This window comes from Streptomyces sp. NPDC031554, assembly GCF_055580685.1.
This window is the reverse complement of record NZ_JBVIKX010000011.1, coordinates 112,957-130,762: the sequence shown is the minus strand read 5'-3', so window position 1 is coordinate 130,762 and position 17,806 is coordinate 112,957. Positions and strand designations below refer to the sequence as shown.

The window sequence follows — 17,806 nt, the reverse complement described above, 5'->3', positions numbered from 1 at the left end:
TGGCCCCGCCGACGTGCTCTGGTGCGGCTGGTTGAAGCGGCATGCCCCCGGACGCTAGGCGGCGCCCTCGATCGAGCCAGCAGCCCGTTTATCCCCTTTCGATGCTCCTTCGATCGGATGGTGGGCGTATGGGCGTCCCGACTGGGGTGCCCGGGAACCTCATCAAGCCCTACGTCGGCCGCCACGCCCTCGGAACCCCCCGGACCTCCGGAGGCAATGAGTCGGCGAATCACATCGGCCTCCCGTTCATCAGCGCCGGTGGGCTGACGTGGTCACCTCGAGCGCTGCACGCCGGGGCGCGCCTGCTGCTGCTGGACGGCGGCGGAGGCGGCCTGCCGGACGGAGGAGTCGCGGCGCGGCGTGGGCCGTGCAGGAGCCGCGGTGCGTGCCGGGCCAACCTGGGCCTTGGGCGCCCGGGCTGCGGTGAGTTGCGCCGGCGGGGTCGGGCGGGTACCCAGCCGCAGGACCTGCAGGGCAGGCCGGGGGTCCGGTCCTGCCGGATCAGCGGGCACTATCCGGAAAGCGATCCAGAACCGGGCGGGCTCGGGACGCTCTTCACGCGGGCGCTCCGGCAGGTGGGCGCCGCGCACGGAGGTGATGTTGCGCCATCCCGGGTCGTGCTCGACGACGTCGAAGGGAAGCTTGCGCACATCGCTGACGTCGGGATGGTCGGCGAGCTGCCGTACGGGGCGGATGCGCGGGTCGTCCATGGAGATTTCGCCGCTCACCAGCTGCGCAATGCGAATCAGCGCCAGGCGCTGGACCTGCTTGGTCTCTGCGCCGTCGCGCCCTCGGAGGGCCTGGAGATCACGACCGGCTCGCTTCCAGTGCCGGTCTCCTCGGTAGCGGTCGGTCGGTGGCATGGGATCGGACGCGCCGACGTCAGCGACCGGCGGGCGGAGCGCCGTCGCCCATCACCAGGCGGGCGATGTCAGCCGTGCTGGTCTCGCCATCGTCCCCTTCGGCGAGCGACTCGGTGACCATCTGCGCGATGGCCCGGTCTTCGGTGGCCTCGACGGCTGCCTCCATCAGGATGCGGTAGGTGGAAATGGGCAGCAGCACCGCTACGGCTTCCTGGTCCCCTATGAACACCGCACCCGCGTCGGGGTCTTGACACACCTGCGCGAGCAGGGATCGGAACGTGGCGGCGACCAAGCCTGGCGGATGGAGCGGAACGGATTCGGGCTCGGGCATGGGCTCACGCTAGGAACGCCACGCCCGCACCCAAGAGATCGATTGGCCACCCCTTGCCCGGATACCGCCCTGAACGCCCGACACCTCACCCAATATCGGGTTGACAGAGCAACCTTGTTTTCTGGATGCTCTTCACAGCACCGGCCGAGTGCCCATCGGCTCCCGTCGGCCCACCGAAGACGCCTCGACGAACGCGACGAGTCTTGCGGAACGCCTGCCCGCCCACGCGGGCGAGCCCCGAGGCTGAACCACCGATCGAGGCCAGGGCGCCCCGTCCGCGAACTCCCCGCGGAGTCTGCCTGCTGGGCCAGCGCCGGGGACTACACCGGCCCCGTCCTCCCCCGTTCCACCCCACAGCCCCCGCCCCACGGCGCCAACCGGCGCGGGTGGGCGGCCGGTTCGAGACCGGCCGGGGCGTACCGGGCCCCCGCGCATCGCGGGATGGCCCCCGACCACGGCAACCCGGAGGGAAATCAGCATGACCACGGTCCGCAGCATCATTCGGGAGACCGTCCGTCCGTCCTTTACCCGCTACACCCCCACCAACGGCCAGAAGCCGGAAGGAACTCTTTACGGCGTTGACGGGTGGCTGTTCACGCTGCCCGGCGAGACGCTGGGCGGGCGCCGGTACCCTCAGCGCAGCTACGCGACCTATCAGGTGAGCGAACACGGGATGTTGTTCTGGCAGGTGCGCGAAGTCGGGGGCAAACGGCGGCAGGTCGGCAGCCACAGCACCAGCCGCAAGGGCGCCGTCGCCCTCGCGGTCAGCCACATCGCCACCCAGCGGGAGAAGGAAGCCGCACAGGTGACGGAGGCGTCAGCAACCACCGACCCGGCATCGCGGGAGCGCGGGTCGGCGCCCGGCATCGCCGACGAGCAGGACGGACCGCGTCAGCCGGCCGCGCGCCTGAGCACGGACGAGCGGACAGCACGGGCGCGTGCCGGGTGGGAAGCCCGCCGCCCGCACTGGGCGGAAATCCGCATGGCGTACCCGCTCGCCGGGGGTGGTGCCTCCCTGCGCTTCCTCGACCGCGACGGACGCCCGACCGGCGACCTGATCACCTTGACCAGCCGGGGCCGCGCCGGAGCGCCCAACGATCCGGCCGGTATCTACCTGCAAGAGATCACCAACGGGGCCATGACGGAAGGACTGTTGATCGCAGCCGGATGGCATCTGGCGCGCAAGGGCTACAACTACGCGCCCGGGGCCGCGTGGGCGCCCGAACCTCTGCAAGAGTCCGAAGCCAAGCAGTGGGCCGAGTGGGCGCCGATGCTTCCCGATGGGCACCGCGAACCGGCCGCCGCCCGCGTCGCGCTGGTGATGACGGCCGACCACATCGCCTACCGGGATGCGGTGTACGGGCCACCGCCGGTCATTGAGGAGCGGGTCGCGCTGCCGGAGGGGATGAGCGCGCGGCCGAAGCAGCGCGGCCGGTGGGAGATCTGCTTTCAGAACCGGATCTTCTTCGATCTGACGTGGCGGCCGGTCATCGGCGGGGAGCGGTGGACGGTGTGGACGAACCCGCAGGCAACCAAGCAGCTGACCACGAAGGACAACCCGGCGGATGCCGTGGCGGCGATCGTCGCGCGTATCGCCGAGAGGGATGCCAGCCTCGCCGCACGCCGCGCCGAGCGCGAGAGCTGAGGGGGGCATAGTGCACACGGTCACCGCCGCGCGTTTCCGGCTCGTACGCAGGCACCCCGCAGGCATCCGCAGCGCCGTGGGCGGCCGACGGTGGCTCCGGGCCACCGTGTGGGATCACCGCCGCCCCGCGTTGAACGGGGCGTACGGACGCCCCACCCCTAGGCCGACTGGCCCCGGCGAGCACCATCCGAAGCTGAACCGCGCGGCACTCGCCCGCATCCCCGGCTGACTGCACGAACGCGGCCCCCGCGGGAACATCCCCGGGGGCCGCAACGGGGTCGGGGCCCGGCTCCCCGGCCGGTTCCGGTCTCCCGCACCCGTCGACGTAATGAGGGGTTGACTGAACACCCTTATTTTCGGATGCTTTTCACGGCCCCGGCGAGTTTCGAACGGCCAACTCCCAGGCGCCCCTGTGTGAAGCCCGTGCGCCTTAGACGCCAGGCTCACCGCCACGCACCCAGCACGGCACCGTCCAGCGCCCTCGCTCCCAACAGCGAGCCGTCGCTCTGACCAACCGGCGCCCTCCCAGGCTCATCCATCACTGCCGTAGATGACGCACAGCCTTGTCGGACTTACGGAGACCCATGACGCTCATTGACCCTGCCGCGCTGCTCCCCGACACTTCCGGCGAGGCGGCATCCGTGACGTACGTACACCCCGCCCCCCAGCGCAGGGCTTGGATCCGGGAGATCCTCAAACACGCCAGCGACAAGCCGAACCACCGCCGCTACGCCGCTGCTCTGGCCAGCTACTGGGCAACCGCCACACCAGGAGACAAGAGCCGCGAACCCAGCCCTCAGGACCTCGGCATCAGGGGCGTGTCCTGGCCGGTCGAGTGCGCCCTGTCCAGGGACTTCTCCCACATCCACCGCCCGCCGCGCGCCGAGGGCCACTACGGCAGCGAGTACTCCCGCGAGTACATCGCCCTGCGCGAGCGAGCAATCCGGCGGCGCCGCTCCGCAAGGAGGACATCCGCCATCAGCCCGGACCACCCGCTCACCACGGCACTCACTCTCAACGCCCCAGCCATCACCGTCGTCGAGGTGGAGCTCGTCACCCCGACCAAGGGACTGGTCACGATCAAGGGGACGGGCAAGAGCGGCACCATCCTCAACGATGCCGAACGCTACGACGAACCGGGCGAGGGCTGGAGCGCCGAGGACGGAGACGGCAAGGTCCTGGCCACCCGGCGATATGGCGCCCGCAACGCGGCCATCGCATGCGCGCGGGAGCAGGGAATCACCGGCCGCATCACCGTGAAGGTCGACGAGGAGTACCGACGCACAGGCGCGCGCGACTGACGGACGCGCAGCCGGAGCAGGCCGCTGGACATCGGCGGCCTGCTCCCGCCCGGGCCGGACACCCACCCCAACCAGAGGAGCAGGCACGATGCCCAACGGAGAGCACCAGCCGGCCGCGTCGGCCTCCGATCGCGCGATCGAACTCGCGCGAGGCTTCGGAGAGCAGAGCGGACCGATTGCCGATCTCGCCGCCGGAACCCTGCCCGCCTGCTTCGCGCGGCTGCGGATCAGGCTGACCGCTCTGCGGGAAGACGCGGTCACGACAACGGCGATGCTGTCGATGGGAGACGACCCCGACGATCCGCTCTTCACGCTCGGAATGCGGGAGGTCGACGAGATCCGTTCCATGGTGACCGAGCTCGACGCGTGGGTGCAGGCCCAGCAGTGCACTCTCGACGCATGCGAGTGCCGCGCGGACCGTCTGCTCCGGCAGCTGCTGACCGAGCGAGGCATTCCCGTGCAGAACGGCGTCTCCGCCAAGGCGAAGCGGGTGACCTGCGTCATCGCCGGAGACGCGGCCCCCGGAAGCCTCACCGGGTACGTGATGGTGGAACACCGCCAGCAAATCGACCACCAGGTACGGGTGCACGGGGGTTGGAGGGCCCGCACACGCTCACAGGACGGCGAACTGACCCTGGTGTACCAGTCGCCCGGATATCCCACCGCCGACCTGCAGACCTATCGCGCCGACACGCGGGCTTGCGTCGAAGCCGTCGATGCCGCCCTCGCCGATCTGCGAAACCACCCCGAGCGCGAATATGGGGTTGACTGAACCACCCCATATCGGGATGCTCGTGACATCCCCCTCCATCGCGCCGACGGGTGCCGCAACCGCGGCACCCGTCGGCCGTGGGAGCACGCCACAGCCCCCACCGCAGAAGGGAAGGCCATGAGCCAGACCACCTCCGCCCCCGCTGGTCTCTGCACCGAGACCGACCGCTACGGAATCAAGTACCTGTTCACCGGCGGGGACTTCATCGGCAGCCTCACCAGGGGCCGCGCCCCGGGCACCGTCGCCGCCTTCTCCGTCCGCGACGGCCACCTGCCCCTGGACTACGCCGACGACCAGGCCGCCGCTGACGCACTCGTCACGGCGTTCAGCAAGCCCGTCCCGCACGAGGCCGGCGAGGTGCACCGCGAGACCTACCGCGACATCGAGTTCGTGATCACATTCAAGCCCGGCGGCTGCAGCGACCCGGACGACCAGGGGCACCGCGACCGCCGGGCCGACAGCTACTCCGTCACCTACAACGGCCAAGGCGTCCCGTGCCCGAAGGGCGACCTGGCGACCATCGCCAAGAAGGCGCGCAGCTGGACCGACACCTACCACGCCGACAGGGAGTTGCTGCCGAAGCTGCTGCCGCTGGTCGACGCCCGCCAGAGCGTCGAGGGCATGCCCGGCTTCGACGGCGCCCCGAAGGAGGGCGACACGGCGTACGTGTGGGCGATGGGCCGCTATCGCCGCGGCCTGGTCACGAAGGTCACCCAGAGCCGCGCCACCGTCTCGTACACCACGGCCTCGTCGCAGGGCCGCGTGTTCCACAAGGCCGCCAAGTTCGACGACCTGGCCGCCGTCTGACCCCGCACTTCACGGGCCGTCCCTGCTCTCAGCCACGCCGGGGCGGCCCGCCCGCGGTACCGCCCCAACTCGGACAACGAGGAGACACATGGACTCATCGGCCTACACGTGGCAGACCGTCGCCTGCACCGCGTGCGACACCCCGGACGCCAGGTTCGTCCCGGGTGACAGCGACCGGCCCGACATCTTCGTGTGCACGCGCTGCCCCGCGCACAGGGACCCGAGCGAGCTCGCGACGACGCTCGCACCGCTCCAGGTGCTGGCCGTGCACAACGGAGCGCTGAGCATCGGCACGCCGCGCCCGCCCGAGGGGCTCACGGCATACACGAAGGGCATCGTCGAACTCGCCGACACCAAGGGGCTTCGCCCCATGTGGCGGACCGGCAAGGCGCGGCACGAGCTGGTCCTGAGCTCGGCGGGGCCGCACGGCCCGTCCGGGTGCGTCGTGGTGGGCGCGCGCACCGGGAAGGTGCTCCGGGGGCAGATCACCCACGGCGCCGGTGGCTCGACCAGCTCCGTCCAGGGCACCAACGAGGTACGGACCCTGCTCGCCGCTCTGACGCGGTCCGCGTGCCCGCCGTTCTGCCGAGCCAGCACCGTGGAGGCGTGCCCCTCCAGCCACTGAAATACAGGGTTGACTCAACAACCCCCGTTAGGGATTCTCGTGGCGTCCGCCGCCACGCCGCCCGCCCGGGCCGCACGACGCACCGGGCGGGCGGCCCAGCCCCATGGAGAGGGCACTGCATGATCACCCTCGCGCAGCTCGCCGCACGGCCCGCCTACAACCAGAGCATCCACGCCACCGACCCCAACGTCCCGTCGGGCGATCTCACCCGTGTCACGGCGGGGGAAGCAACGACCGCCGTGCGAGAGCACTTCGCCCGGGACGGCCGTCTTCGCAGCGTGGAGGCGGCGCCCTACGGTGCGGTCATCCTCCGTCAGGCCGGGCAGTCCATACGGTTCGAGCCCTGGCCCGACGCGATGCCCAAGCGTCTGACCGCCCGACAGGCCGACGACCTGATCCTGCTCGGCCAGTCCGTCCAGAGGCCGCGTCTCGTGTTCGACGCCAAGGGCCCGGTCATCAACGCGGGCTTCAGCCGTATCCCCCCGGCCGCCACCGAGCGTCTGATCGAACACGGCTGGGTGGCCACCGACGGCCGGAACGACTCGACCGTCGACATCTCCCTCGCCGGCGTGGTCGCCCTGACATGGCGCCACTGCAAGACCACCAACATGCCCGTTGGCCAGTGGGCCGAGGCAATCGCCGAGGACGTGCACAACGTCTTCTGCGAGTGACCCCGGTCGCGGGTCCCGCCGCCCGGCCGACGCCGCTCGGGACCCGAGCGCGCCACGGCCCCGATCCGATTCACCACCTGCTGAAGGGATTCGCATGACAGACGCCAGCCTTCCGCGCACCCGCCGTCTCCTGCCGACGGACCAGCCCACATTCGCCGCCCACGGACTCAAGAACTACGAGGTGACACCGGGCGTGGCATACGTCGACATGGACGGCCGCACCTGGGAGAGCCTCGGCGTCACCACCGCGAACGGCCTACCGGTGTTCGCCTCGGCTGACGGCAACAGGACCCGCACCCTGGCCAGACTGGCCCCCTTCATCCTGCACAAGGTTGGCGACCCCGCCCCAGACACCTTCGAGTTCGACGGCCGCACCTGGAGCCTCGCGGACGTCCTGAAGGACAACGACGAGGACGGCTACTGGGGGCACCACGGGCGCTGGCGAAAGACCACCGAAGGCCCTACCCCGCTGTTCACCCGCCCCGAGGAGCCCGACTACGCACTGGCGATCGCCGAGATCGCCCACTCCCACTGCCGGGACGACGGCCGCCCGAGGCCCTTGCCCGCCGGGCCGGACACCGTACTCCTCATGGGCAACGGCACTCGTTGGTCCTTCGACCACGGATGGCGGAGCGTCGCGCCGGCCTGACGTCCCGAGCCGCCGACGCGTCGCCGACTCCCCGCAGGCAGCGAAAGCACGGCAGACCAGCCCAAAGCTATTCAGGGTTGACGCTGCAACCCTGAATAGAGATTCTCCTCATACCCGCCCTCCCTTCGCCGACCGGGTGCCGCAGTCGTGGCACCCGGTCCCCCGGCTCCGCAGCAGACACCCAGCCGCGCGGCGCCCACGCACACGGGTTGAGGGCACCCCGAGGCCGCAGCCCGTTCCGGCCGGACCCCGGCCCCACTCGCGGGCGACTCACCAACCAGCCCGCGGGTAGCCCAAGATCAACGAGGAGTGACGACTCTGACCGTCATCAACGCCGCATTCATCCCCGTCATCGTCGCCGCCCGCCCGACAGAGCTGTTCCGGCACCCGCCCACCGGCACCGACCCGGGCGCGCTGCGCATCGTCCCGGCCACCGACGTACGCTCCGGTGACTGGGTGCTCGGCGAGTACGAAGGAACACTCACCCCCTCCCGCCTCACCACGGTCATGCAGAGCGTGGCGTGCTTCCCGGCGCTCCCCGTTGCCGCGGGCGGCAGGATCGCCCTGGACGGCGAAGCACCCATATGGCGGCCCACTGACCTGGTTCTGATCATCCCCCGCGAGCAAATCCCGGCAGAGACCTACAGCGACCGCTCGACCGGATTCCGCGTCGGCGACCGGGTGGAGCGCAGCATCATCTACAGCCCCATCCACGATGACCCCCGCGACAAGGTCGGCGTCGCGCGCCCCGTCATCCAGCGCGGAACTGTCACCGATGTTGAAGACGGGACGTTCACGGTCGGGTGGCTCGGATGCTGGGTCAACGGCCACACGACCGAGACCGCCATGCGGCTCGCCGACCCCGTCCGCATCGAGCGGGAGCGCGCCGTGTACGGCTTCGCCGTCGGAGACACCGTCACCACCGACGGGAGCTACGCCACGGGCGTGGTGCTGGAGCTGTGGAGCCACGGCGACGCTCCCATGGCCCGCGTCTACTGGCCCGGTTCCCCCTGGTCGAACTACTGCCGGTACGACTTCGCCGAGACCAGCGGCTTCTCGCCCGTCGTGCCCACGAACCGGTACGAGATCACCGCGTCGCACCGCTACGCGCACACGGCCTGACACACACCGCATCCAGCCGGGGCGCGGCTCTCCACGCCCCGGCCCCTGCACCCGCTTCCCCATGCCCACCGAGAAAGGTGCCCCTGTGACCTCCCACTCCCCCACCGCCGAAACGGTTTCCATCCCCCTGCCCGGCATCACGGTTCACCGCCCCGCCCAGCGCGGCGGCGGGTACCGCGTGACGATGGGCCGGATGGAAGGGCGCGGCTCCACCCTCGCCGCCGCCAAGGCGGACTTGGCCACGCAGCTCGCACTGACCGTGAAAACGCTGGAGGTTGAGCCCGCGTTCGCCCGCGACGACGACGGCGCGCTGATCGTCGCCTTTGACCGGCCGTGGGGGATCGACACCTTCCGCGCCACCGGCACGACTGCCCGGCTCATCTCCACCGGCAACCGCCACCCGGAAGGACCGGCCGCCGATCTGGCGCGCGTCCATCACTTCACGCCGCTGCCCGCACACACCTCCGGCCACGCCGCTGGTGCGCCCCGCCCGTACGTCTTCACCCGCGAGGAGATCGAACAGGCGCTCTCCTTCGCCCACGAGCGATCGAAGGAGTGGACGAAGGAGACGGACACCCTGGACCTGTTCACCGGCGCCGTCCGCGCACGGCTCAACGACCCGCAGACGGACTTCCCGTACGACCACCGCCGCGCCCCTGCGGCCGCCGACAACGACCGCTGACCCATAGGCAGACAGCCGGCCCGGGGCACACGCCCCGGGCCCGCACCGAATGGAGAATCGGCGTGTCAAAGCCGTTCATGACGAAGGCCGCATACCAGCAGCTACTCCGCGAAGTCGACGAAGAGATCGCCCGCGACCGCGCTGCCATCCTGCCCAGGATCGCCGAACACCAAGGCCTGCAACCGGAGTTCCTGGACCGGGCGTTCCTCCAAGCCCGCGGCCTGTTCACCTTCCCGTCCGTCATGCCGGACACACCCGAGAACCGGAGCGAACTGGAGAGCCGAGCAACCTTCGGCCCGGCTTACGACGTGATCAGCGGCCTGTGCGTGGCACGCCTGGCGTACCAAGACCTCCCCTGGATCGCGCCCCGCGACCTTCACACCCTCGCGCAGGGGGAAGCGGTCGACTGGCACCCGCGCGTTCCCTGGGACCGCCTCACCGAGTGCTCGTGCACGACTCCGCCGCAGTCCTGACCCAACAGTCGGCCCGGGGCACCCAGTGCCCCGGGCGTCACACCAGACAGGCCCGTCGTCACGCTTGGCACCACGGATCGACCAGCAGAAGGGAGGCACGCCCTGACTCCGAATACCCTCCCGCTCGCCCGGCAGTTGATCAGCGAGTTGCCCTGGCTGCGGGGTACCTCACCCGCCGCTGTGGCCCGCGTCTGCCGGGAAGTCATTGCGGCAGGCTGGAGCGCCCAGGAGATCCTTGCGTGGGTACGCCTGCACGACACGCCCACTCCTGTCCGCAACCCCGTCGGGTTTCTCCGGCACCGGCTTCGCAACGCCTTGGACTGCTGGCGCACAGCAGCGGAGCGGGAAAGCGGCGTCAGGCGCGCACAGCAGAACCCCAACGGCGAGCGCCCCGAGGACCTCGGCCCGCTCGACCACCTGCCGACGCCACCCCCGCATATCGCCCGCCAAATCCGGGCCGCGCTGGACCGCAGCTCACGCGCACACAAGGCTGATGGACGGTCGCCGACGACCGCCGACAGCGGATATGTGGAACTCCCGGCAGAGGTATCCGAACAGGAGCTCGCGGCAGCCCGCAGAGAGCCGGACTGGGCCGAGGTCACAGCGGCTTTCGCTGCTCTGCGACTCCCCGAGATACAGGGTTGACTAGACAACCTGGCATTTGATTGGCTTCTCGTGCGCCAGCCAAGAGCCGCCACGGCTCTCCGTGCAGCACCCCGGCCGCTCCCCTGCTGGAACCAAGCCAGCACCCCGCCGTGCGACAACCCGGGCGTATCTCCCGCTGCAGCGGACGCGCTGGCTCTCTCCGAATCCCTGCCGGCCGGGACGCCGATCCGCTCCCGGCCTTCACCCCACGGGAGCTTCATGAGCTGGGTCTACGGCATCACCGACGACGGGCGCCCCACCGACTACCGCGGTCACCCGATGGACCCCGTCGGCCAGGGTGCGTACCCCTACGACTGCAACGCCAAGGACAAGCACCCGGACGCCATGGTGTTCAAGTGCCCCACCTGCAATGTCTGGGCCGCCGAGCCCCTGCAGGTGCTCCCGCCCAACGTCGCCTGGATCTGACCGCCCCTCGCCTCGGGACGCGACCCGCGCCCCGAGGCCATCCCGACATCTCCGTCCCCGGCTCCGCGCCCGCCGCGGAACCGCTTCTACGCTGCGCCGTGCTCTGACCACGCCTCCCACCATCGCCAGGCTGTCAACCACGCGAGCGCCCCCTCCCTCACCACGCCCCTCCCACCTCGGAGAGATGCATGGCAAGCCGGAAGTGGCTGCTCCGACAGAACCGCGACATGAAGAAGGCCAGCGAGGCCGAGCCCCTCCTCGACGGTGAACAACCGCCGAAGATCTTCAACTGGACTCTTCCCGCGCTCACTGTCCACCTGGAAGGCAGGAAAGCGATCCGCGTCTGCAAACAGGCCGACGCCTGCGCCAAACTCTGCTACGCGCTCAACGGCACATACATGTTCCGCAACGTTCGAGCGAGGCACATCGAGAACCTGCTGATGGTCGTTGACAACCTCCCTGCCTGGGAGGCCGAGATGGCCGAGGAACTGCGGCACAAGCGGTACGAGCACGCCGCGATTCGCATTCACGACAGCGGAGACTTCCTGAGCGCGGAGTACCTGCACGCCTGGCTCCGGATCATGCGGGGCGCGCCAGGCATCCGCTTCTACTGCTACACCAAGGAAGTCGCGCTCATACGCGAGCACGTTGAGCCCGACCCCCCAGCCAACTTCCGTTGGTGCTTCAGCTTGGGCGGCAAGCAGGACCACCTGATCGACCTGACCGTCGAGCGCCATGCCGACGTGTTCCCCGACGAGGAAGCGATCGTCGCAGCGGGCTACAGCTCCCAGACCCGCTCCGATCTCCTCGCCGTCGACGGGCCGCCTCATGTCGGCATCCCTGCCAACAACATCCGCCACCTGCGCAAACGGCAGGGCGACCGGACCTTCGGCCAGATCGAAGCCGACCTGCGCCGCACCCGTCAGGCCCGACGCGCCGGAACGGACCAGCACCCGCCGCACAGCCACCCGGCCCCGGACCAGGACCGACCCCGCCCGCAAGGAGATGCATGATCACACTGCCGCACACCGGACTCGCCGTACCCGATGAGACGATCAGGGTCACGAGCTACCAGGAGGTCGTAGTCGGCTGCGACCCGGCGTTCACTGCCACCGTGCGCAGGAACCGGACCCTGCTCGGCAACGCCGTCAATCACGGAACCGGCGGCGACACCAGGTTCATGGCGGCGAGCACCGAGGCCCACTCGGTGTTCGCCCAGTTCGCCGGGCGCTGTGCCATCGAGGACCGCACCCCGAGCATGGACGAGGTCCTCGACTGCCTGGCCGAGGAGTACCGGCTCAGCCGGGCCGTGGCCAAGGCCGACCGGCGCGGCTGGGCGCTGGCCCGCAGCAGGAGCGAAGTCGGCTACCAGGAAGTCGCCCTCCGGTGGAAGCCGGAGAGCCCCGACGACACCGTCATGGTCCAGGCACTGCGAGAACACGCGCCCGGAACGTGGACCGTGTGGATCAACGGCGCATGGCACGAGATCGAGACCGACTGACCCCACGCCCACCCGCCCCGCACCCGGGGCGCGGCCCCTGCCGCGCCCCGGCTCCGTCCTGCCACCCGTACGCCGGAGGCTCCACCATGACCACGACCGTGTACCGACTGAACCCGCGCACCGAGCTGTTCGCCGTTGCGACCTACGCCCGCGCCCGCGCGCTCGCCGCGACTGCCGACAGCGAGCGTTCCGCGCTCCTGGCGCTGGACGACGAATGGGGCTGGACCGCCCAGCACTGTTACCCGGGCGGCCCATGGGAGCGCTCGAACCCGAAAGTCGCCTTCCTGCTCGCCGAAGCGCAGCGCGAGGCGGACGCCGCCGGACTCCCGCCCTTCGACCTGGCCGACCCCGCCGCGTTCCTCCTGGACGCCGCCGTGACCCAACTGCGCAACATCTACGCCGACCGCCCCCACGTGACCGAGGTCGAGTTCACCGCTGGCCCATTCGGGGAGCGCATCGAGTGGCGCACGATCACACGCGCCGTGACCCGATACGCCGACGGCACCGAGCGCGACTCCGTCAGCTACCCGGGCCAGCGGCTCCATCACTTCCTGTACGACCTGGCCGCGCTGCGCCCCCCGGTGACCGGCGACAGACTCACGCTGCGCGTCGCACCGGGCCCGTCCGCGATGCCCGCGGAACCCACCGTGCCCGTCGGCACTGCCGACTCGCCGCAAGCAGCCACCGGCAAGGCGTCCGCCGGCCGCGCCCGGCCCGGCGAGCGGGAGGACCGCACGCTTTCGCTCCTCAACTGGCATGAAGGGGGCAGTCCCGACTGCGCGTGCCCGAAGACCGCATGCGGGGGCGTGATCGTCACGGTAGACACCAAAGCGGGGTGCCCCTACCACGCCGAAGACCCGGCCACCATGGCCTTCCACCAGGCCGTCGAATGCCCGCAGTTGCCGCCCGGCACCGACACCTCCCGTGTCTGGATCGTCGTGCTCCGCGAAGTCCCGGCCTGGCCGGGCTCGGTCGTGGATCGCGCGGTGGCGCACGCTGGGAGCGACCGGAGCGCACTCGGCCCCCGGCGGCTTCAGCACCTGGTCGAGGCGGACACGGCCGACGCCGCCGAGGAAGAAGTGCGGGCTCAGCTCCGCACCTGGGGAGAGACACCGCCCCAGATTTAGAGTTGTCACGACAACCTCACATTGCTAGCGTTCCCCTCGCCGGAACACCCCGGCAGACGGAAGGGACTGCATGACAGCCCACACCTCCCTAGTGCGCATCGACGCACAGAACCTGCCCGCCCCCGTCAGAGACGAGGCCGAGCGCCGCATGGCCGCGATCGAAGACCTCACCGAACAGGTCACCGGGACCGACTTCCGCGACGAGCCCGCGAGCACAGAACTGGCCACGCTCCACGAGGAGTTCGCCACGCTGATCGGCCTGAGCCCGGAGCGCCCCGACGAGCGGCCGGTCGCGTTCCGCTGTGACTGCGGCGCGTACCGCCTGGTCACCAGCGCCACCCGGACCCGCCCCGTCTGGAACGACGACACCGAGACCGACGAACTGGCGCCCGTGTGCGATTGCCCCCTCAACGCGGGCGCGGCCCTCGGGGCACGCACTGAACTGTTCCTGATCGCCATCAACGCCGAGGCCGCCGCGCGCACCGTCAGCGACACCGACCGCCAAGCGGAGTTCGCCGAACTCGGGGACGACGCGATGTGGACCGCCCGGCACTGCGACCCGGGCGGCACGTGGGACCGCTCGAACGCGATCGTGCGGGACATCATCACGGGCTTCGCCAAGCGCGCCGCCGACGCGGACCTGCCGCCCTACGACCGGGGACCGGCACGCACGCTCCTGCTGGACGCAACCGCAACCGTGCTGCTCAACCTCACGCATCTCGGGCGGCCCGACACGACGAGGGTGGTCTTCCCCGCGACCCATCAGCGCCGGTGGAACCGGATCACCGGTGTGATCACGACGTTCGCCGACAACACCCAGCGGCACGACCTCAGCTACCCGCACCCCGCACTGGGCGCGTTCCTGGACGAGCTGGCCGCGATTCGACCCCCCAGGCCCGGAACGAAGCTGACGTTCACCCTGAACAGCACACGCGGGTGACACCGGACCACGCCACCAACTGATCCATACCGAGACGGGCGGGACCCCAGGTCCCGCCCGTCGCTCGTACCCGGATGAGCGAAGGAGCCCCCGTGCAGAACCGGACCGCGACCCGCGTCCTGATCCCTGGAGTCATCGGCCCGTACGACGCCTACGTGAACCTGGCAGACCACTGGAACGGCTACGCCCGGCCCCTGTTCACCCTCGACACCGTCCGGCAGATCGCCGCCGACACCCAGGCTCAGGCCGATGAGTGCGGCAGCGACTCCGTGATCACCGCGCACGTCATCGACGGCGATCCGGACCGCGAAGGCGAGCCCCGCGCGGTCGTCCTCGTCGTCAACTGGCAGTGGTGGGACCAGGACGCGGGTGCCAGCAAGGTCACCACCATCATTCGTCACCGCGATGGCCTGTACGGGCTCGGTAGCAGTTCCTGGTGTTGGGAGTTCCAGACCTGGGTCTGCGAATGCGACGAGAAGAACCCGTGGCACGTCGCGGTGTGTCAGTGCGGGCAGCACCGCGACATACAGGTGGCCGTCCCCGACGGCATGAGGACCACCCGGGTCTCCGTTGACGGCCTGAACACCTACCCCGCCCTCGTCGTCAAGCACGCGCGGCCCGGGCAGAGCCTGACCCCCTACTTCGCCCTCGACACCGTGCGGGAACTCGCGGCCGACACTCAGAAGTTGGCCGCCCAGTACGACCCGCGCAGCGCCGAGACCATCCACGTCCTGGACACCGCCCCGGATGCAGCGGGAGACCGCAGCACGATCGTCCTGCACGCCGACTGGGCCGTGGAGAGCGACGAGGGTCCGGCGAACGCCACCAAGGTCGTCATCCCGAACGAGCACGGCTTGTACCCCGTCGGCCCCGACTGGCACTGGTCGATCGCCTCGTGGTGGTGTGCCTGCGAGACCGACAACGCCTGGCACGACAAGCAGTGCCGCTCCTGCGGACTGACCCGTGCTGAGCAGCCGGCGACGGGCCTCGAAGCCGCTGTCTGGAAAGCCGGTCGCCTGCTGCGAACCCTGGCTCCCGAGGCGACGTCGGCCCTGGTCGACCTCACCGGACTGGCCCGCATCTGCGCGGTGTACGCCGGTGACACCGAACTCGACACAGCCGACGACACCGGCGTGCTCGACACCGAGACGCTCGGCGCGGCCGACGAGGCCCTGCGCCAGGCCCTCGACGAGGCCGCGCCCGACGACCTCGCCAAGGCCAAGTGGGAGCCCGCCCTGGACATCGAGGACACCGGCCTCTACCGGATCACCTTCCCGCCCGCCCGCCAGTAACCCGACCCGCGGCCGGGCCGATTCGAACTTCGGGTTGACTGAACAACTCCCTTTGCCTACCTTCATTCCCGCCGAGCGGCCGCCAGCACACAGCCACCCGCAACGAGGGGATCGGCACCCGCACTTCGCGGACACTCTCACCCCCTCCTGCGCGCCATCCGCGAGGGACCGGACTCCTGCGCCAGGAACTCTCCGCCACCACGGCGGAGGAGCAGGGCGCCGCACCGCACGTCGACGCGGCCTCCGCCGCACACTCCCGCCGCTCAGCGACAACGCAATCCGCGCACCGGGCGCCCGAGCCATCCCAAGCCCCGTCCATGGCCCCGGGCACCCAGAAGACGAAGGGCAGCACACCATGGCCACCCTCAAGAGCGAGTCCGGCGAAACCATCGAGCCGGGCAGCAGGGTCAAGGACTTCCACGACAAGGACTGGACGTTCGACCGCATCTCACGACTCCCCGCAGGCAACAGCACCGGCCGCGTACAGCTCTCACGGCCGTGCAGCCACAGCGAGAACGACCACGCGACCCGCATCCACTGGTGCAGGGGCACCGAAGTACGGGACTTCTTCCCGTCCGTGGTCGACGCGCAGATCATGCCCTGACCAGCCCGAATCGGCCGACCCCAGAGCCCGTGATTCAGGGTTGACTGAACAACTCGATTTGCCTAGGTTCGTTCCTGCCGGGCGGCGCGGATCTTCCCCGCCCGGCATCCCACCCCACCACCTCAGCGAGAGGACAACTCGCCATGCGTCACGCTGCGCTCGTCTCCGAGACCGTCTCCGTCCACGTCTGGTACGACGCCAGGTCCGACCTGTTCTGCGGACAGATCACCGACGACGACAACCCCGTCGCCGAGGACTGCTACCCCACCAGCTACAGCAACAAGATCAGCCACGACGAGGTGATCCGCACCTACGGCCCGGCCGACTCGTTCACCGACACCGTCGGCCTCATCGTGGCCATCCGCGAGGACCTCACCGCGCTGGAACTCGACCTTCCCGCCGACGCCGCGCAGGAGCTGTCCGAACTGCTCGACGACGACGCGGCATCCGCCGCCCAGGCCGAGGCCGCCCCACGAGACCGCGTCCTCGCCGCCGCTCACTGACACCACGCAGTCCGCACGTCCGGGCCCGGGGCCGCCGCCCCGGGCCCGCCCCATTCCCACCACCAGCCGGAGGTCATCGTGTCCACCGACAACGCCCGCCCGACCGTGTCCACGCTCCCGGAACTCCCGCACAGCGCGTACCGCGTGAGGGGAGTCGACACCGCCTTCCACGAGCCCGCGCCCTGGTCCGCCGCCCGCCTCCGGGCCGTGCTGGAGCAGCAGCACCAGCCGCTCACCGTACGGGCCGACGACCGGGGACTGACCTGCACCCTCGACAACCGCGAGGTACTTCGGGCCACGCCGGCCCCGAGCCACTTCCACATCAGGACCTGCGCCGAGTGCGGCATGTTCGAGCGCGAGCACTGGGTGCCGATGTCCTGCCGCAGGTTCCGCGACCCGAACGGCGACAGGAGCAGGACGTACCTCGTGGACGTACGGCTGGCCACCACGATCGAAGTGACGGCCAGCGACCCCGCGTCGGTCGCCGACCTGCTCCGTGCGCTCGCCGGTGTGGGAGTCACCCTGGCCGTCGACGCCCCCGGGCTGGGCATGGCCGAGTTCAGTGCCGCAACCCTCGATCTCGGCAGCGTCAGCCTGCGCCAGATCGACGGCCAGGACACCGCCCTCGCCTGCCGTTGCGGAAAGCCGCTCACGGGCAGCCTCGCGTTCCTGCGCGACTCCCACAACAACGCGGAGTGCCCCGAGTGCGCCACCCGTCGCGCCTACCCGTACGACGAGCCGCCCTTCTGACCGGACCCCAATTCCCACGGCCGGGGCGGACGCTTCCGCCCCGGCCCTGCCGTCCCTCATCCACTGCCCCAAGGAGC

The 17,806-nt window shown here is 70.3% G+C and carries 21 protein-coding genes; 19 read left to right on the top strand and 2 right to left on the bottom strand.

The genetic code is table 11. The features are described 5' to 3' along the window. Positions 1–272 precede the first annotated feature (272 nt). On the bottom strand, positions 273–863 hold the full coding sequence (locus tag ACZ5FU_RS26235) for a hypothetical protein (protein WP_469046909.1): 591 nt from the start codon (positions 861–863) through the stop codon (positions 273–275). Between the two features lie 19 nt (positions 864–882). After that, entirely contained in the window at positions 883–1,194 is a 312-nt protein-coding gene (locus ACZ5FU_RS26230; RefSeq protein ID WP_469046907.1) for a hypothetical protein, read from the bottom strand. Between the two features lie 478 nt (positions 1,195–1,672). On the opposite strand from ACZ5FU_RS26230, the gene ACZ5FU_RS26225 reads away from it, so the two are divergent. The 19 genes from ACZ5FU_RS26225 to ACZ5FU_RS26135 all read left to right on the top strand — a co-directional run bounded on the left by ACZ5FU_RS26225 (position 1,673) and on the right by ACZ5FU_RS26135 (position 17,729). After that, positions 1,673–2,839, top strand: a complete 1,167-nt coding sequence (locus tag ACZ5FU_RS26225; RefSeq protein WP_469046906.1) for a hypothetical protein — start codon at positions 1,673–1,675, stop codon at positions 2,837–2,839. Between the two features lie 584 nt (positions 2,840–3,423). Continuing rightward, positions 3,424–4,140, top strand: a complete 717-nt coding sequence (locus tag ACZ5FU_RS26220; RefSeq protein WP_469046904.1) for a hypothetical protein — start codon at positions 3,424–3,426, stop codon at positions 4,138–4,140. A gap of 88 nt (positions 4,141–4,228) precedes the next feature. Then, positions 4,229–4,912 carry a hypothetical protein gene (locus ACZ5FU_RS26215; RefSeq protein WP_469046902.1) on the top strand — a complete coding sequence of 228 codons (684 nt, stop codon included), beginning with the start codon at positions 4,229–4,231 and terminating at the stop codon, positions 4,910–4,912. A gap of 117 nt (positions 4,913–5,029) precedes the next feature. Continuing rightward, positions 5,030–5,719 (top strand): hypothetical protein, encoded by a 690-nt coding sequence (locus tag ACZ5FU_RS26210; protein WP_469046900.1) that lies wholly within the window; start codon positions 5,030–5,032, stop codon positions 5,717–5,719. An 88-nt stretch (positions 5,720–5,807) separates the two neighbouring features. Further along, a complete protein-coding gene (locus ACZ5FU_RS26205; RefSeq protein ID WP_453018148.1) occupies positions 5,808–6,344 on the top strand; it encodes a hypothetical protein in 537 nt (178 codons plus the stop codon). 119 nt (positions 6,345–6,463) lie between these two features. Next, a complete protein-coding gene (locus ACZ5FU_RS26200; protein ID WP_469046899.1) occupies positions 6,464–7,015 on the top strand; it encodes a hypothetical protein in 552 nt (183 codons plus the stop codon). Between the two features lie 94 nt (positions 7,016–7,109). Then, the gene (locus ACZ5FU_RS26195) at positions 7,110–7,664 is read left to right on the top strand and encodes a hypothetical protein (protein ID WP_469046898.1); all 555 of its coding nucleotides are present in this window, start codon (positions 7,110–7,112) and stop codon (positions 7,662–7,664) included. Between the two features lie 309 nt (positions 7,665–7,973). After that, on the top strand, positions 7,974–8,786 hold the full coding sequence (locus tag ACZ5FU_RS26190) for a hypothetical protein (protein ID WP_469046896.1): 813 nt from the start codon (positions 7,974–7,976) through the stop codon (positions 8,784–8,786). A gap of 85 nt (positions 8,787–8,871) precedes the next feature. Next, positions 8,872–9,468: a hypothetical protein gene (locus tag ACZ5FU_RS26185; RefSeq protein WP_469046894.1), complete on the top strand. Its 597-nt coding sequence runs from the start codon at positions 8,872–8,874 to the stop codon at positions 9,466–9,468. A 62-nt stretch (positions 9,469–9,530) separates the two neighbouring features. Continuing rightward, entirely contained in the window at positions 9,531–9,941 is a 411-nt protein-coding gene (locus ACZ5FU_RS26180) for a hypothetical protein (RefSeq protein ID WP_469046892.1), read from the top strand. Positions 9,942–10,805: 864 nt separating this feature from the next. Next, the gene (locus ACZ5FU_RS26175; protein WP_469046890.1) at positions 10,806–11,012 is read left to right on the top strand and encodes a hypothetical protein; all 207 of its coding nucleotides are present in this window, start codon (positions 10,806–10,808) and stop codon (positions 11,010–11,012) included. A gap of 188 nt (positions 11,013–11,200) precedes the next feature. Further along, positions 11,201–12,025 (top strand): GP88 family protein, encoded by an 825-nt coding sequence (locus ACZ5FU_RS26170; protein ID WP_469046888.1) that lies wholly within the window; start codon positions 11,201–11,203, stop codon positions 12,023–12,025. Then, positions 12,022–12,513, top strand: a complete 492-nt coding sequence (locus tag ACZ5FU_RS26165; protein WP_469046886.1) for a hypothetical protein — start codon at positions 12,022–12,024, stop codon at positions 12,511–12,513. The genes ACZ5FU_RS26170 and ACZ5FU_RS26165 overlap by 4 nt, the downstream gene beginning before the upstream one ends. 86 nt (positions 12,514–12,599) lie before the next feature. Next, positions 12,600–13,640 (top strand): hypothetical protein, encoded by a 1,041-nt coding sequence (locus ACZ5FU_RS26160; RefSeq protein ID WP_469046884.1) that lies wholly within the window; start codon positions 12,600–12,602, stop codon positions 13,638–13,640. A 70-nt stretch (positions 13,641–13,710) separates the two neighbouring features. After that, entirely contained in the window at positions 13,711–14,580 is an 870-nt protein-coding gene (locus ACZ5FU_RS26155; RefSeq protein WP_469046882.1) for a hypothetical protein, read from the top strand. A 92-nt stretch (positions 14,581–14,672) separates the two neighbouring features. Beyond that, on the top strand, positions 14,673–15,872 hold the full coding sequence (locus ACZ5FU_RS26150) for a hypothetical protein (RefSeq protein ID WP_469046880.1): 1,200 nt from the start codon (positions 14,673–14,675) through the stop codon (positions 15,870–15,872). 355 nt (positions 15,873–16,227) lie between these two features. Continuing rightward, positions 16,228–16,476 carry a hypothetical protein gene (locus tag ACZ5FU_RS26145; RefSeq protein ID WP_469046878.1) on the top strand — a complete coding sequence of 83 codons (249 nt, stop codon included), beginning with the start codon at positions 16,228–16,230 and terminating at the stop codon, positions 16,474–16,476. A gap of 143 nt (positions 16,477–16,619) precedes the next feature. Further along, entirely contained in the window at positions 16,620–16,979 is a 360-nt protein-coding gene (locus ACZ5FU_RS26140; RefSeq protein WP_469046877.1) for a hypothetical protein, read from the top strand. 78 nt (positions 16,980–17,057) lie between these two features. Then, the gene (locus ACZ5FU_RS26135) at positions 17,058–17,729 is read left to right on the top strand and encodes a hypothetical protein (protein ID WP_469046875.1); all 672 of its coding nucleotides are present in this window, start codon (positions 17,058–17,060) and stop codon (positions 17,727–17,729) included. Positions 17,730–17,806: the final 77 nt, after the last annotated feature.

Excerpts from the sequence above, each read along its gene's own strand:
- ACZ5FU_RS26230 (WP_469046907.1), bottom strand. The coding sequence starts at position 1,194 with ATGCCCGAGCCCGAATCCGTTCCGCTCCATCCGCCAGGCTTGGTCGCC.
- ACZ5FU_RS26140 (WP_469046877.1), top strand. The coding sequence starts at position 16,620 with ATGCGTCACGCTGCGCTCGTCTCCGAGACCGTCTCCGTCCACGTCTGG.
- ACZ5FU_RS26215 (WP_469046902.1), top strand. The coding sequence starts at position 4,229 with ATGCCCAACGGAGAGCACCAGCCGGCCGCGTCGGCCTCCGATCGCGCG.
- ACZ5FU_RS26210 (WP_469046900.1), top strand. The coding sequence starts at position 5,030 with ATGAGCCAGACCACCTCCGCCCCCGCTGGTCTCTGCACCGAGACCGAC.
- ACZ5FU_RS26155 (WP_469046882.1), top strand. The coding sequence starts at position 13,711 with ATGACAGCCCACACCTCCCTAGTGCGCATCGACGCACAGAACCTGCCC.
- ACZ5FU_RS26160 (WP_469046884.1), top strand. The coding sequence starts at position 12,600 with ATGACCACGACCGTGTACCGACTGAACCCGCGCACCGAGCTGTTCGCC.
- ACZ5FU_RS26165 (WP_469046886.1), top strand. The coding sequence starts at position 12,022 with ATGATCACACTGCCGCACACCGGACTCGCCGTACCCGATGAGACGATC.
- ACZ5FU_RS26205 (WP_453018148.1), top strand. The coding sequence starts at position 5,808 with ATGGACTCATCGGCCTACACGTGGCAGACCGTCGCCTGCACCGCGTGC.
- ACZ5FU_RS26200 (WP_469046899.1), top strand. The coding sequence starts at position 6,464 with ATGATCACCCTCGCGCAGCTCGCCGCACGGCCCGCCTACAACCAGAGC.
- ACZ5FU_RS26145 (WP_469046878.1), top strand. The coding sequence starts at position 16,228 with ATGGCCACCCTCAAGAGCGAGTCCGGCGAAACCATCGAGCCGGGCAGC.
- ACZ5FU_RS26170 (WP_469046888.1), top strand. The coding sequence starts at position 11,201 with ATGGCAAGCCGGAAGTGGCTGCTCCGACAGAACCGCGACATGAAGAAG.
- ACZ5FU_RS26235 (WP_469046909.1), bottom strand. The coding sequence starts at position 863 with ATGCCACCGACCGACCGCTACCGAGGAGACCGGCACTGGAAGCGAGCC.
- ACZ5FU_RS26175 (WP_469046890.1), top strand. The coding sequence starts at position 10,806 with ATGAGCTGGGTCTACGGCATCACCGACGACGGGCGCCCCACCGACTAC.
- ACZ5FU_RS26195 (WP_469046898.1), top strand. The coding sequence starts at position 7,110 with ATGACAGACGCCAGCCTTCCGCGCACCCGCCGTCTCCTGCCGACGGAC.
- ACZ5FU_RS26220 (WP_469046904.1), top strand. The coding sequence starts at position 3,424 with ATGACGCTCATTGACCCTGCCGCGCTGCTCCCCGACACTTCCGGCGAG.
- ACZ5FU_RS26225 (WP_469046906.1), top strand. The coding sequence starts at position 1,673 with ATGACCACGGTCCGCAGCATCATTCGGGAGACCGTCCGTCCGTCCTTT.